Below are 13,025 nucleotides of genomic sequence, written 5' to 3' on the forward strand. Positions count from 1 at the left end.
TCATTGCATGACCGGCAATCCGCGCGCCAGCCACCCCGGCCCCGCACCGGAACCCAACATGCCTTCGGGCACATCCAGAATCGCGGTGAATCCGGCCTGGGACAGACGTTTGCCAAGCCGCGCGGAACGGACCCCACGGGCGCAGATCAATGCAACGGGCCGCGCCCTGTCGCCGCCAGCCTCCGCCAGCAGCGCCTCGACAAAGTCATCGCGCCGCAGATCAAGCGGGACCGCGCCCAGCGGAATGCCCGTGGCCTGCCATTCATCCGGCCGTCGGATATCCACCAACAGGATCTCGCCCAGCTGCGCCCGCGCCAAAGCCTCCGGCGCGCTCAGCGCACCCTCACCGATCTCGGCCCCGATGTTGTACCAGCGCGCCGCAAATATGCCGGTGGCCACGACCGCAACCGCCACCAGCAGGAAACCCCGCCGCAACATGTGCGACGGGGTTCGGGAAGGTCCGGCGCGAGGTTTCAGTTGACCGGTGCCGAAGAGGTGAACTTCGGTATCGTGCTGGTCGACCGCTCCTTGGGCTCGATGGAGACCCAGTTGCTCTCAGCCAGGTTGATGTTGCCGGGAATGTCTTCCTCCCAGAAACTCACCACGTTCTTGGTGATGTTCAGGTAGAGCTTGCCATCAACAATGCGCCAGAGGTTCGGATTGCCCGGCACCTTGCCGCCCTTGGCGACCCCATAGGCGCAATGTCCGTCATATTGCGGCGCATATTTCGCCGGATCGGCCAGAAAGGCTTCGCGGTTTTCTTCCGAGGAGAATGCGAAGGTCGCGCCGTTATACTCCGCGGTGATGGCCGCCTTGCCGGGGACCGCCGCGGGCTGTGGCTGGCCCGGATCGGACTGGGGCAGATCGAAATAGGCGACCACATCGTAACCCGACGCGGCAAAGCCCGTTTCATCAATATATTGATCCCCCGCAAAGGCCTGTGTGGCAAGGGTCAGCGCCGTGGCGGCTGCGGCAAGGGTCAGTGTAAATCTGGTCATATTTCAAATACTCCGTGAACGTTGCGTTGCACCAAGGCTACCCATGCGCCTGCGCCATCGCATCCCACAAACCCGTGACCTCGCAGCCCCGTGAGGCAATCTATCATGCCCCGTGATCAAACTGCCCGATTATTTCAGGATCGGCGGCTTTGCCGGGTCCGACCCTGGCGGCAAACGCGGTGTTTGTTGCAGGGCCTCCCCCTGCGGCAGGTCGAACCGCAAACCGACCTTCGCCAGTTTGGCCACCACCGGATCGGAAGGCGCGAAGAAACCCACGTCCATCGCACCCGCCTCGATCCCGGAAAAGGTCAGCGCCTCGGAGGCCGCGCGCACCAGCGCATCCTGCGCGCGCGGGATCGCCCCGACAAAGGCCAGCAGATGCCCACGCCCGCCCCCCGCATATGAGACCCCCACCAGGAAAGCCCCCGCTGCCATCGCCGTTGCCGTTGCCAGCTTGGCGTCGATCGCGGCAATCAGGGTTTCGGGCAGCCCCTTTGGCGGCAGGACCTGTTCGATGCGGGCCTCGACCTCACCCGGCGCATGGGCCAGCGTGTCACGCAGCCAGTCCAGCGCCTCTGCGGGCAGCAGGATTTCAGAGGGCGCCACCCCGACATTCACCGCCATGCCCAGCGGCTGCCCTTCCAGCATCCCCGCGATGGCGCGCCCCGACAGGGCGACATAGGGCGCGGGCTCCCCCACATAGGCGCCCAGCCGCGCGGCCCGGTCAAAGACCAGCACATAGGTGTCATCCAGCAGGACCGGGCTGATCTGATCCCCCTCCGGCTCCGCCTCAAGCAGCAGGTACAGTTCCACATCCGCGATCCGCTCGAAGAACCGCAACCGGGCGGTGTCGTCATCCTGTGCCGCGGTCATGGCGGCATGGGCGGTGTCCAGCGGGGTCGGGTCAGTCATTCAGCACCTCTGCAACGGCGGCACGCAGCCGGGGCAGAACCTCGGCTTCGAACCACGGGTTTTTCTTCAACCACCCGGTATTGCGCCAGGACGGATGAGGCAAGGCAAAGACGCCCGGCGGATGGTCGCGCCAATCGGCAACCGCCTGCCTCACTGTCCTGAACCCGGGCAGATGATAGCGCATCGCATGGCCGCCGATCAGCACCGTCAGGCGGATGTCCGGCACCACCTCCAGCGCCCGCGCCCGCCAGGTCCGGGCGCAGATGGGTGGCGGCGGCAGATCGCTGCCCTTGGCGTCATAACCCGGAAAACAAAAGGCCATCGGAATCACCGCAACTTTGCCAAGGTCATAGAACTGCGCCTCATCCAGTCCCAGCCAGTCACGCAGACGATTGCCCGAAGCGTCCCGGAACGGCTTGCCCGCCTCATGCACGCGCAGCCCCGGCGCCTGACCGGCAATCAGGATGCGCGCACCTGGGGCAAACCACACCACCGGCCTCGGCGCATGCCCCGTGGCCGTCGCGGCAAACCGCGCCGCGCAGAGGCTGCATGCCCGCAATTCATCACGCATATCCGACATGACATCCAGATACACCACCGGAGTGTTCTGCCAAACCCCGGTTTCATTGTTCTTCAAATACACATCGCAACCGCGGCAAAGAACACTTCGAGAATTATCGAAATAAAACTTGCGCCACAATTTCATTTCTATATTTCTAGAAATATGAAATCCGAATCGCATATCGCCCCGCCCCTCACCCTGGCCGCTGCCAGCTTTGCCGCTCTCGGCTCCGAACAGCGCCTGTCCGTCCTGCGCAGCCTGGTCCGCGCAGGGCCAGAGGGGCTCAGCATCGGGGCGCTGGGGGATCGGACCGGCGTCACCGGCTCCACCCTCACCCACCACCTGAAACTGCTGGCCGCTGCCGGTCTGGTCAAACAGACACGGTCGGGCCGCTCCACCATCTGCGCCGCCGTCGCCTATGACGAGATCCAGGCGCTTGCGCATTTTCTGCTGACCGAATGCTGTGCCGATGCCTCGGCCCCCTGCAAGGACCACGACCATGGCTGACACCACCCAGACCTCACACACCCTCAGCGCCGCGCTGCGCTGGCGTCCCGGCGCATGGGCCTTCACCCTCGCGATCCTGGTGGCACTGGCCCTCTTCGACCTGCCGCAGCTTGTCCCGACCCTGGTGTTCGCGGGCAAGGCGCTGGCGGGCACCGCCCCCTTCATCGCCTTTGCGGTCCTGGCCGTGGCCTATCTCAAGGCCAGCGGGGCCGAAACGCTTCTGGCCCGCGCCTTCGAGGGGAACCCGGCGCGGATGATCGTCATGGCAGCGCTTCTGGGCGGGCTGTCGCCCTTCTGCTCCTGCGAGGTCATCCCCTTCATCGCGGCCCTGTTGGCAGTCGGCGCGCCGCTGGGCGCGGTCATGGCCTTCTGGCTGGCCTCGCCGCTGATGGACCCGGCGATGTTCGCCATCACCTCGGGCACGCTGGGCTGGGATTTCGCCATTGCCAAGACCCTGGCCGCCGTCGGCATCGGCATGTTCGGCGGTTTCGGTGTCATGCTGGCCGCGAACACGCCGCTCTTTGCCGATCCGCTGCGCGAACGCCCGGCGGTGGGCGGTTGCTGCAGCGTCAAGAAACCCTTCTCCGGCCAGCCGGTCTGGCGCTTCTGGCAGGAGGGCGCGCGCCGCGAGGTGTTCCGTGACACCGCCATGGACAACGCGCTGTTCCTGATCAAATGGCTGACCCTGGCCTATGTGGTCGAGGCGCTGATGCTGACCTATGTGCCCGCCGACTGGATTGCCGGCGTGCTGGGCGGCACCGGCCTGATGCCGATCCTGCTGGGCGCGCTGGTGGGGGCACCGGCCTATCTGAACGGCTATGCCGCCGTGCCGCTGGTGGATGCGCTGCTGGCGCAGGGCATGACACAGGGGGCCGCGATGTCCTTTGTCATCGCGGGCGGGGTCAGCTGCATCCCGGCGGCCATTGCGGTCTGGGCGCTGGTCAAGCCGCGCGTCTTTGCCGCCTATATCGGCTTTGCCCTGATCGGCGCGATCATTGCCGGGCTGCTCTGGCAGGCGGTGGCCTGACCGCTACATCGCGTAACAAGCGGGGCTGCACGCGCTGCCGCCCCACCCAATAGGGACAGGAAGACCATGGCGCACGACCATCATCATCACATCGATCCCGAAGCGGGCGACGCCAAGGTGGCCTTTGCCATCGCGCTGAACTTGGCGCTGACACTGGCACAGATCATCGGCGGCGTGATTGCCGGCAGCCTGTCGCTGATCGCCGATGCGCTGCACAACTTTTCGGACGCCATCGCGCTGATCATCGCCTTCGGTGCGCGCAAGATCGCCCGCCGCCCGGCAGATGCGCAGATGACATTCGGCTATGGCCGGATCGAAGCCGTCGCGGCGCTGGTCAATTACACCACCCTGATCGTGATCGGCCTCTACCTGGTTTACGAGGCGGTGATGCGCTTTTTCGAACCCTCCGCGGTGGCGGGCTGGATCATCGTGATCGTGGCGGGAATCGCGCTGGCGATCGACCTGGCGACGGCGGCGCTGACCTATACGATGTCCAAAAGCAGCGTGAACATCCGCGCGGCCTTTTTGCACAATGTGGCCGATGCGCTTGGCTCCGTTGCGGTGATCCTTGCCGGGACCCTGGTGATCCTGTTCGGCTGGACCTGGGTCGATCCCACGGCGACCTTGCTGATCGCGGGCTACATCCTGTGGCAATCACTGCGCGAAATGCCTGCCGTGATGCGCATCCTCATGCTGGCCAGCCCGCCCGATCTGGACACCGCTGCCGTGATCGACACCGTTCAATCCACCCCGGGCGTGGCCAGCACCCACCATGTCCACCTGTGGATGATGGGCGAACATGAAACCGCGCTGGATGCCCATGTGGTACTGGATCCGGGTGCCCCGGCCGATGCCACCCGAAGCGCGGTAAAGGCCCGTCTGGCCGCAGCCCATCACCTGCACCATTCCACGCTTGAAATGGAAACGCCCGACCAGGCCTGCCGGGCTCCCCTGCTGATCGGCCACTGACCTGCCGGGCCGCGTTGTACATTTGTTTCCTAATGAGACATAATGTGGACAAAATTGGGCACTAGGGCTGACCCAAGCCACGGCCAACGGGGCACTCGGATCAGATCAGACACCGCGAGCGAAACAGGCATGCTGGAATTCGAAAACGTCTCCAAGTCCTTTTGGACCGGAACCCAACACAAGGTGATCCTTGACCGGGTTTCCTTCAAGGTGGAACTGGGGCGTTCACTGGGCATCCTGGCCCCCAACGGGACCGGCAAGACAACGCTGATCAACATGATGGCCGGCCTTGAAAAGCCGGATGAAGGCGAAATCAGGCGCGGCTGCAACATCTCTTTCCCGCTGGGCTTCATGGGCGGTGTCGTCGCCAAGGTTTCGGCGATGGAAAATGCCCGTTATATCGCACGGCTTTACGGACTGGACCCGGATTATGTGGAAAGCTTCTGCCGCTGGCTCTGCGGGCTGGGCGAATATTTCGATCAACCGCTGGGCACCTATTCGGCGGGCATGCGGTCGCGGTTTTCCTTTGCGCTGATGCTGGCGCTTGATTTCGACATGTACCTGATCGACGAAGGCATGCCTGCGACAACAGATGTTGAGTTCAACCGCAAGGCGGGCGATATCCTTCAGGAACGTCTGCGCACCACCACGATCATCATCGTCTCGCACCAGGCGCAGACGCTTGAGAAATTCGCACGTTCAGCCGCCGTTCTCCTGAACGGGCAGCTGCATATGTTTGACACCTTGGAAGAAGCGAAACAGCTCTATGACTACGAAACCCAAGGCTCGTAAGTTCCGCATCAAGCGGAGCGTGCCCCCCATGCCGACGGCAGACCATGCCGAATTTGGCAGTGCGCAGCCGAAAGAGCATGTTACGCCCGAACGCCCCGCCACATCCGCGCGCCCTGCAGGGCCGCGTCCCGTCCCGGTGTCCGGTGCCAGGCCCGCAGCGCAGGCGCCTACCGCTTCGCAGCCCAAAGCCGGGGCCGAGGACAGCGCGCCGCAGGACACCCTCCGCAGTGGTGAGGTTTCTTCCCCCAAGGAAGTGGCGGGCGAGCTGGACATGGATGCGATCCGCCGCGAGGGGCTGACCGGCCGTCAGCTGCGCATGGCGCGGCGCGTGGCGCAGAAACACGGGCTTGCGCCCACCTCCGACTTTGACGCGGTGCGCCTGCTGCGGTCCAAGGGGATCGACCCCTTCCAGCGCTCGAACATGCTCGAACTGGTGGTGCCGCAGGCCGGCGGAGAACAGCGCGACGGCGGCCCCGGCGACATGATGGCGCAATTGCCCGCACAGCAGGGCGGCGCCGGAACCGGCCGCGTGCAACTGCCCCAGACCGTGCCGGCGGGCGGCGGCATCAATCTGCCCTCGACCGAGCTGAGCCCCGCCGAACGCCGCCAGCGCGAAATCGGCGACATCCAGCGCGACATCTCGCGCCGCCGCCGCCGCAAGCTGGGGCTGCTGATGGTGCGGCTGGCGTTCTTTGTCATGCTGCCGACCTTTGCGGCAGGGTATTATTTCTACAAGGTTGCGACCCCGATGTATGCGACCACCAGCCAGTTCCTGATCATCCAGAGCGAAGGCACCAGCACCAGCCCCTTTGGCGGGCTGCTGCCGACGCAATTCGCAAACTCGGCGGACAGCATCGCGACACAGGCCTATCTGCAATCCAAGGACGCGATGCTGCGCCTGGATGCGGACGCCAATTTCAAGACGCATTTTTCGAATGCGGACGTGGACCCGATCCAGCGCCTGACCGATGACCCGACCAATGAAGAGGCCTATAAGGTCTACAAGAAGAACGTGAAGATCGGCTATGATCCGACCGAAGGCGTCATCCGGATGGAGGTCATTGCCGCCGATCCGCATGTCTCTGCCGATTTCTCGCGCAACCTGCTGAAATACGCGGAGGAACGCGTCAACAACCTGTCCAAGAAAAAGCGCGAAGACGGGATGGCTGACGCGGTGCAGGGGCTGGAGCAGGCGATGGACAAGCGCCGCGCCGCCCAGCAGAACCTGATCGAGCTTCAGGTGCAGAACGGTGTGGACCCCGAGGCCGAAATCATCGCGATCAGAACCCAGATCACCACCTACGAAGGATTGCTGATCGAAAAGGAACTGGAACTGGCCGCCCTGCTGGACAACACCCGCCCCAACAAGGCCAAGGTCGATGGCGCACAGGGCGACGTGCGCCGCCTGAACGAACAGCTGGACAAGCTGAATGCCAAGCTGAATTCGGCCACACAGGGTGAGGATTCTCTGGCCAAGAAAGCGGTTGAACTGCAACTGGCCCAGGCCGATCTGGTTGCGGCGGACACCAACCTGCAACTGGCCCAGACCGGGCTGGAGGCCGCCCGCGCCGAGGCCAACCGCCAGGTGCGTTACCTGACCGTTGCGGTGGAACCGGTGGCACCGCAAGAACCCACCTATCCGCGCAAATTCGAGAACACGATCTTGGCTTTCCTGATCTTTGCAGGCATCTACCTCATGCTGTCGCTGACATCGGCGATCCTAAGAGAACAGGTAACCTCATGACGCAAGTTCCCGTTGGTGACATCCTTATCGGCAATGACCGCCCGCTCACGGTGATCGCCGGCCCCTGCCAGCTGGAATCCGAGGATCATGCCCAGATGATCGCGGGCCGGATGAAAGAAGCCTGTGCGGCAGCCGGGGCGCAATATGTGTTCAAAGCAAGCTACGACAAGGCCAACCGCACCTCGCTTTCGGGCAAGCGGGGCCTGGGGATTGATCAGGGGTTGAAGGTACTGGAATCCGTCGCACGCGCCAATAACGTGCCGGTGCTGACCGACGTGCACACCGAAGAACAATGCGCGATTGCGGGCGCGGTTGTGGACATCCTGCAGATCCCCGCCTTCCTCTGCCGCCAGACCGACATGCTGCTGGCCGCCGGAAAGACCGGCAAGGCGGTGAACGTCAAGAAGGGCCAATGGCTTGCACCCTGGGAAATGGGCAATATCGTCGACAAGATCAAATCGACCGGCAATGAAAAGATCCTGCTGACCGAACGCGGCACCTCCTTTGGCTATAATACCCTTGTGACGGACATGCGCAGCCTGCCCCAGATGGCACAGACCGGCTACCCGGTGGTCATGGATGCGACCCATGCGGTGGCCTCTCCCGGCGGCAAGGGGACGTCATCGGGCGGACAGCGCGAATTTGCGCCGGTGCTTGCACGCGCCGCCGTGGCCATTGGCGTGGCAGCGGTTTTCATGGAAACCCATGAAGACCCCGACAACGCCCCCAGCGACGGGCCGAACATGGTCTATCTCGACCAGATGCCGGGTCTGATCGCCAGCCTGATGCGCTTTGACGCGCTGGCCAAAGAATTTCCCCTGTCTTTCTGATACCTGAACGAAAGAGGTCCCTGCGTGACCAGACCAGCACCTGCCGTGACCCAGAACACCTGGGAATTTCTGCGCGACGCCATGATCACGCCCACGGGATTCCGCGAATATGACGCGCGCTGGAAATACCCCGACGACATCAACCTGCCGGGCATCACCGCCCTGGGCCTGGGGCTGGGCACGCAGATGTACCGGCGCGGGATCGAACCGGTGATTGCCGTTGGCAACGACTATCGCGACTATTCGCTGTCGATCAAGAACGCGCTGATGCTGGGGCTGATGCAGGCGGGCATCCAGGTCCGTGACATCGGCCCGGCCCTGTCGCCGATGGCCTATTTCGCCCAGTTTCACCTTGATGCGCCTGCGGTGGCCATGGTCACGGCCAGCCACAATCCCAATGGCTGGACCGGGGTCAAGATGGGCTTCGAACGCCCGCTGACCCATGGCCCCGACGAAATGAGCGAGCTGCGCGACATCGTGCTGAACGGCGAGGGCCAGCCGCACCCCGGCGGCGGTTACGAATTCATCCACGGGGTGCGCGAGGCCTATCTCGACGATCTTGTGGGCGATTTCAAAATGACCCGCCCGCTCAAGGTGGTCTGCGCCACCGGCAACGGCACCGCCTCGGCTTTTGCGCCCGAGCTGTTCCGCCGCATGGGCGTGGAGGTGGTCGAAAGCCACAACAGGCTCGACTACACGTTCCCGCATTACAACCCGAACCCCGAAGCGATGGAAATGCTGCACGACATGGCCGCATCGGTCAAAGCCTCGGGCGCTGATCTGGCGCTGGGATTTGACGGCGACGGCGACCGTTGCGGCGTGGTTGATGACGAGGGCGAAGAGATTTTTGCCGACAAGGTCGGCGTGATCATGGCCCGCGATCTCGCCCGGCTCTATCCCGGATCGACCTTCGTGGCAGACGTGAAATCGACCGGGCTTTTCGCCTCCGACCCGGAGCTGATCAAACACGGGATCAAGGCGGATTACTGGAAGACCGGCCACAGCCATATGAAACGACGGGTCAAGGAACTGGGCGCATTGGCGGGTTTCGAGAAGTCCGGGCACTACTTTCTCGCAGAGCCCATCGGGCGCGGATACGACTGCGGGATGCGGGTGGCGGTGGAAATCTGCAAGCTGATGGACCGCAATCCGGACAAGAGCATGTCCGACCTGCGCCGCGCCCTGCCGCAGACCTGGGCCACGCCGACCATGTCACCCTATGCCGCCGATACGGAGAAATACGCGATACTGAACCGGATCGTGGGCAAGCTCACGACCCTGCCGGAACTGGCGGGCCGCAAAGTGGCGCAGGTGGTCACCGTGAACGGCGCACGGGTGATCCTGGACAATGGCGCATGGGGGCTGGTGCGGGCATCCTCGAACACGCCCAATCTGGTGGTGGTCTGCGAAAGCCCGGATTCGGAAGCTGAGTTGCGCCAGATTTTCGCGGAACTGGATGCGGTGATCCGCAGCGAACCCGGCGTCGGCGATTACGACCAGACCTTCTGAACCTGCGCCGGATATTCTTTCAAAGGAATTTGCCGGAGTTTTTGAAAACTCCGATACGCGGCAGGCAAGACCGGTGGCACAACAGGCGAATTTTTCAAAAAATTCGGTCCGGAGTTTTTGAAAACTCCGGCGCGCGGCGTCACTTTCTTCGCTGATGCTCGTCCAGACGCGGCATGATCTCCACGAAATTGCAGGGCCGGTGACGGTAATCCAGCTGCTTCACCAGGATCTCGTCCCAGGCGTCCTTGCAGGCCCCGGGTGATCCCGGCAGCGCGAACAGATAGGTGCCATTCGCCACCCCGCCGGTCGCACGGCTTTGCACGGCGGAGGTGCCGATCTTGTTCATCGACACGATGGTAAAGACGGTGCCAAAGGCGTCGATCTCCTTTTCATAGACGTCGCGGTGCGCCTCCACCGTCACATCACGCCCGGTCAGCCCTGTGCCGCCGGTGCTGATCACGACGTCCACCCCGTCATCCGCGCACCAGGCGCGCAGCTGGTCGGCGATTTCCGCCCGCTCGTCGCGGAGGATCCGGCGATCGGCCACCCGATGCCCCGCTGCCTCGATCCGGCCCACCAACACGTCGCCTGACCTGTCTTCGGCCAGATCGCGGGTGTCCGACACGGTCAGCACCGCAATGCGCACCGCGATGAAGTCCTTGGTTTCGTCGATCCGGCTCATGCCCGCTCCATCATTGCCAGCCGCGCGGCCAGCGCGACAAAGATACCCGCGCTGAGATAGCCCAGCAAACGCCCGCCGCGCGCCAGCCTGCGGCCGAGCGTGCTGGCGAAAACACCAACGCCCGCGTTGATCACAAATCCGCCCAGCCCCAGCACCGCGCCAAAGACAAGGAACTGCCCCAGCACGGATCCGGCATCGGGGCGGACGAACTGCGGCACGAAGGCCAGCACAAAGAGAATCACCTTGGGGTTGCTCAGGTTCACATAGAACCCGGTGCGAAACGCCTGCCAGACGCCATAGGCGCGGGCATTGTCCTTTGCAGCCCTGCTGTGCCGAAGGGTCTGCGCCGCCAGCCACAGCAGATAGGCCACGCCAATCCAGCGGATCACCTCAAGCGCCCAGGGCAACGCGGCCACCACAGCCCCCAGCCCCAGGCCCGCCAGCCCCACATGCACCATGCCGCCAAACGAAATCCCGGCACTGGCCGCCACCGCCGCCCGGGGACCGGAACGCAGCCCCTGGCCAAGGCAGAACATCATGTCCGCCCCGGGCGTCAGGTTCAGCGCCAGCGCGGCGGGCACAAAGGCCAGCAGGGTCAAAGGATCAACCATCCGCCAGCTTCGCCTTCAGCGACAAAAGATCGGCCCAGGCCTCGCGCTTGAATTCGGGCGAGCGCAGCAGATAGGCGGGATGGAAGATCGGCAAGGCGGGCACCCCGGCGGCCTCGGTCCATGCGCCGCGCAGCCGGGTGATGCCACGTTTGCCCAGCAGCGCCTGACAGGACCAGTTGCCGACAATCACCAGCACCTGCGGCTTTGCCAGTGCGATGTGGCGCATGAGGAAAGGTTTCATCATCGCGATCTCTTCCGGCTTGGGGTCGCGGTTCTGCGGCGGCCGCCAGGGCAGGACATTGGTGATATAGACCGGCGCCTCTGCCCGGTCGCGCCCCATGTCGATGGCGGCCAGCATCTTGTCCAGCAGCTGCCCTGCCCGCCCGACGAAGGGCTTGCCCGCCCGGTCCTCGTCACGGCCCGGTGCCTCGCCCACCAGCATCACGGACGCGCCGGGGATGCCATCGCTGAACACCAGATTGCGCGCGCCCTTCTTCAGGTCGCAATGTTCGAATGCCGCCATGGCCGCGCGCAAGTCCTCAAGCGTTGCCGCAGCAGCGGCAGCCTGTTCGGCAATGGCCACGGCATCGACCCTGGCCTGTGGCACCGGCGCGACCGCAGGTGTCGCAGCCACGGCGGCCTTCGGCTTTTCAACAGCGGCAGGCACCTCATAGCGATTGACCGGCACATCCCCGATCGCCTCAAACGCGCCAAGCTCGATCTGCCATTCCAGCAGCGCGAGATCGTGATGATAAGCCGATGATTCCATGACGCCACTCTACGCCCTGCCCGCGCCAAGCTAAATCCCCACCTTGTCGCCCGCCCCCGCACCCCCCTATAAGGGCCCGACACTGACGAAAGGCGCCGCCATGTCCTTCCCCCACCGCCATCTGCTAGGCATTGAGCATCTGTCGCAGGGCGATATCACCACCCTGCTGGACCTTGCCAACACCTATGCAGAGCTGAACCGCCAGCCTGACAAACACGCCGATGCGCTGGCCGGACTGACGCAGATCAACATGTTCTTCGAGAATTCGACCCGCACGCAGGCCTCTTTCGAGATTGCGGGCAAGCGGCTGGGTGCCGATGTGATGAACATGGCGATGCAGGCGTCGTCGATCAAAAAGGGCGAAACCCTGATCGACACCGCCATGACCCTGAACGCCATGCACCCCGACCTGCTGGTGGTGCGGCACCCGCAATCGGGCGCGGTGGACCTGCTGGCACAAAAGGTCAATTGCGCGGTGCTGAACGCGGGCGACGGGCGGCACGAACATCCCACGCAGGCGCTGCTGGACGGGTTGACCATCCGCCGGGCCAAGGGACGCCTGCACCGACTGAGCATCGCCATCTGTGGCGATATCGCCCATTCCCGGGTGGCACGGTCGAACATTCTGCTGCTGGGCAAGATGGAGAACCGCATCCGCCTGATCGGCCCGCCGACCCTGATGCCCGCAGGCGTGGCCGATTTCGGGGTCGAAGTCTTTGACGACATGGCGGAGGGGCTGAAGGACGTGGACGTGGTGATGATGCTGCGCTTGCAAAAAGAACGCATGGATGGCGGCTTTATCCCCAGCGAAAGGGAATATTACCACCGTTATGGGCTGGATTCCGAAAAGCTTGCACATGCCAGGCCCGACGCCATCGTCATGCATCCCGGCCCGATGAACCGGGGTGTGGAAATCGACGGCACGCTGGCCGATGACATCAACCGCAGCGTGATCCAGGACCAGGTTGAAATGGGTGTTGCCGTGCGGATGGCAGCCATGGATCTGCTGGCGCGCAACCTGCGCCAGACACCGGTGCGCCAGGTTTCCTGACCTCTGTCCGAACCAATACCGCCCGGTTTGCGTTTGTCCCTCATGAGACAGCTCAAATCATC

15 protein-coding genes are annotated in these 13,025 nt (G+C 63.9%); 8 read left to right on the forward strand and 7 right to left on the reverse strand.

What is annotated here, in order from left to right; genetic code table 11:
• The 4 genes from PVW51_RS05650 to PVW51_RS05665 all read right to left on the reverse strand — a co-directional run bounded on the left by PVW51_RS05650 (position 1) and on the right by PVW51_RS05665 (position 2,490).
• On the reverse strand, positions 1 to 438 hold the full coding sequence (locus tag PVW51_RS05650; protein WP_274573928.1) for a rhodanese-like domain-containing protein: 438 nt from the start codon (positions 436 to 438) through the stop codon (positions 1 to 3).
• A 35-nt stretch (positions 439 to 473) separates the two neighbouring features.
• The gene (locus tag PVW51_RS05655) at positions 474 to 998 is read right to left on the reverse strand and encodes a YHS domain-containing (seleno)protein (RefSeq protein ID WP_274573929.1); all 525 of its coding nucleotides are present in this window, start codon (positions 996 to 998) and stop codon (positions 474 to 476) included.
• Positions 999 to 1,127: 129 nt separating this feature from the next.
• Positions 1,128 to 1,910 carry an SseB family protein gene (locus PVW51_RS05660; protein ID WP_274573930.1) on the reverse strand — a complete coding sequence of 261 codons (783 nt, stop codon included), beginning with the start codon at positions 1,908 to 1,910 and terminating at the stop codon, positions 1,128 to 1,130.
• Complete coding sequence (locus tag PVW51_RS05665; RefSeq protein WP_274573931.1) at positions 1,903 to 2,490, reverse strand: uracil-DNA glycosylase family protein; 588 nt, start codon at positions 2,488 to 2,490, stop codon at positions 1,903 to 1,905. Before PVW51_RS05665 ends, PVW51_RS05660 begins: the two co-directional genes overlap by 8 nt.
• A gap of 144 nt (positions 2,491 to 2,634) precedes the next feature.
• On the opposite strand from PVW51_RS05665, the gene PVW51_RS05670 reads away from it, so the two are divergent.
• The 7 genes from PVW51_RS05670 to PVW51_RS05700 all read left to right on the forward strand — a co-directional run bounded on the left by PVW51_RS05670 (position 2,635) and on the right by PVW51_RS05700 (position 9,850).
• Positions 2,635 to 2,979 (forward strand): ArsR/SmtB family transcription factor, encoded by a 345-nt coding sequence (locus tag PVW51_RS05670; RefSeq protein WP_269361365.1) that lies wholly within the window; start codon positions 2,635 to 2,637, stop codon positions 2,977 to 2,979.
• Positions 2,972 to 4,006: a permease gene (locus tag PVW51_RS05675; protein WP_274573932.1), complete on the forward strand. Its 1,035-nt coding sequence runs from the start codon at positions 2,972 to 2,974 to the stop codon at positions 4,004 to 4,006. Before PVW51_RS05670 ends, PVW51_RS05675 begins: the two co-directional genes overlap by 8 nt.
• A 66-nt stretch (positions 4,007 to 4,072) precedes the next feature.
• Positions 4,073 to 4,975: a cation diffusion facilitator family transporter gene (locus PVW51_RS05680; protein ID WP_274573933.1), complete on the forward strand. Its 903-nt coding sequence runs from the start codon at positions 4,073 to 4,075 to the stop codon at positions 4,973 to 4,975.
• Positions 4,976 to 5,104: 129 nt separating this feature from the next.
• Complete coding sequence (locus PVW51_RS05685) at positions 5,105 to 5,767, forward strand: ABC transporter ATP-binding protein (protein WP_114275243.1); 663 nt, start codon at positions 5,105 to 5,107, stop codon at positions 5,765 to 5,767.
• Positions 5,742 to 7,511: a capsule biosynthesis protein gene (locus PVW51_RS05690; protein ID WP_274573934.1), complete on the forward strand. Its 1,770-nt coding sequence runs from the start codon at positions 5,742 to 5,744 to the stop codon at positions 7,509 to 7,511. The genes PVW51_RS05685 and PVW51_RS05690 overlap by 26 nt, the downstream gene beginning before the upstream one ends.
• The gene (kdsA, locus tag PVW51_RS05695; RefSeq protein WP_269361372.1) at positions 7,508 to 8,341 is read left to right on the forward strand and encodes a 3-deoxy-8-phosphooctulonate synthase; all 834 of its coding nucleotides are present in this window, start codon (positions 7,508 to 7,510) and stop codon (positions 8,339 to 8,341) included. Before PVW51_RS05690 ends, kdsA begins: the two co-directional genes overlap by 4 nt.
• 81 nt (positions 8,342 to 8,422) lie before the next feature.
• Positions 8,423 to 9,850 carry a phosphomannomutase/phosphoglucomutase gene (locus tag PVW51_RS05700; RefSeq protein WP_443287611.1) on the forward strand — a complete coding sequence of 476 codons (1,428 nt, stop codon included), beginning with the start codon at positions 8,423 to 8,425 and terminating at the stop codon, positions 9,848 to 9,850.
• A gap of 139 nt (positions 9,851 to 9,989) precedes the next feature.
• Here the strand turns inward: PVW51_RS05700 and moaB are convergent, their stop codons facing one another.
• The 3 genes from moaB to PVW51_RS05715 are packed head-to-tail and all read right to left on the reverse strand — an operon-like array spanning position 9,990 to position 11,912.
• A complete protein-coding gene (gene moaB, locus PVW51_RS05705) occupies positions 9,990 to 10,532 on the reverse strand; it encodes a molybdenum cofactor biosynthesis protein B (RefSeq protein WP_269361376.1) in 543 nt (180 codons plus the stop codon).
• Complete coding sequence (locus PVW51_RS05710; RefSeq protein ID WP_274573936.1) at positions 10,529 to 11,143, reverse strand: LysE family translocator; 615 nt, start codon at positions 11,141 to 11,143, stop codon at positions 10,529 to 10,531. Before PVW51_RS05710 ends, moaB begins: the two co-directional genes overlap by 4 nt.
• Entirely contained in the window at positions 11,136 to 11,912 is a 777-nt protein-coding gene (locus PVW51_RS05715) for a uracil-DNA glycosylase (RefSeq protein WP_274573937.1), read from the reverse strand. The genes PVW51_RS05710 and PVW51_RS05715 overlap by 8 nt, the downstream gene beginning before the upstream one ends.
• 100 nt (positions 11,913 to 12,012) lie before the next feature.
• On the opposite strand from PVW51_RS05715, the gene PVW51_RS05720 reads away from it, so the two are divergent.
• Complete coding sequence (locus PVW51_RS05720; RefSeq protein ID WP_114275250.1) at positions 12,013 to 12,963, forward strand: aspartate carbamoyltransferase catalytic subunit; 951 nt, start codon at positions 12,013 to 12,015, stop codon at positions 12,961 to 12,963.
• Positions 12,964 to 13,025: the final 62 nt, after the last annotated feature.

It is taken from the genome of Sulfitobacter sp. PR48, from assembly GCF_028807335.1.
Lineage (GTDB): Bacteria > Pseudomonadota > Alphaproteobacteria > Rhodobacterales > Rhodobacteraceae > Sulfitobacter.

Coding starts and splice junctions, on each gene's coding strand:
- PVW51_RS05710 (WP_274573936.1), bottom strand. CDS start 11,143: ATGGTTGATCCTTTGACCCTGCTGGCCTTTGTGCCCGCCGCGCTGGCG.
- PVW51_RS05675 (WP_274573932.1), top strand. CDS start 2,972: ATGGCTGACACCACCCAGACCTCACACACCCTCAGCGCCGCGCTGCGC.
- PVW51_RS05680 (WP_274573933.1), top strand. CDS start 4,073: ATGGCGCACGACCATCATCATCACATCGATCCCGAAGCGGGCGACGCC.
- PVW51_RS05715 (WP_274573937.1), bottom strand. CDS start 11,912: ATGGAATCATCGGCTTATCATCACGATCTCGCGCTGCTGGAATGGCAG.
- PVW51_RS05660 (WP_274573930.1), bottom strand. CDS start 1,910: ATGACTGACCCGACCCCGCTGGACACCGCCCATGCCGCCATGACCGCG.
- PVW51_RS05720 (WP_114275250.1), top strand. CDS start 12,013: ATGTCCTTCCCCCACCGCCATCTGCTAGGCATTGAGCATCTGTCGCAG.
- PVW51_RS05650 (WP_274573928.1), bottom strand. CDS start 438: ATGTTGCGGCGGGGTTTCCTGCTGGTGGCGGTTGCGGTCGTGGCCACC.
- PVW51_RS05670 (WP_269361365.1), top strand. CDS start 2,635: ATGAAATCCGAATCGCATATCGCCCCGCCCCTCACCCTGGCCGCTGCC.
- PVW51_RS05655 (WP_274573929.1), bottom strand. CDS start 998: ATGACCAGATTTACACTGACCCTTGCCGCAGCCGCCACGGCGCTGACC.
- PVW51_RS05665 (WP_274573931.1), bottom strand. CDS start 2,490: ATGTCGGATATGCGTGATGAATTGCGGGCATGCAGCCTCTGCGCGGCG.
- PVW51_RS05685 (WP_114275243.1), top strand. CDS start 5,105: ATGCTGGAATTCGAAAACGTCTCCAAGTCCTTTTGGACCGGAACCCAA.
- kdsA (WP_269361372.1), top strand. CDS start 7,508: ATGACGCAAGTTCCCGTTGGTGACATCCTTATCGGCAATGACCGCCCG.
- PVW51_RS05690 (WP_274573934.1), top strand. CDS start 5,742: ATGACTACGAAACCCAAGGCTCGTAAGTTCCGCATCAAGCGGAGCGTG.
- moaB (WP_269361376.1), bottom strand. CDS start 10,532: ATGAGCCGGATCGACGAAACCAAGGACTTCATCGCGGTGCGCATTGCG.
- PVW51_RS05700 (WP_443287611.1), top strand. CDS start 8,423: ATGATCACGCCCACGGGATTCCGCGAATATGACGCGCGCTGGAAATAC.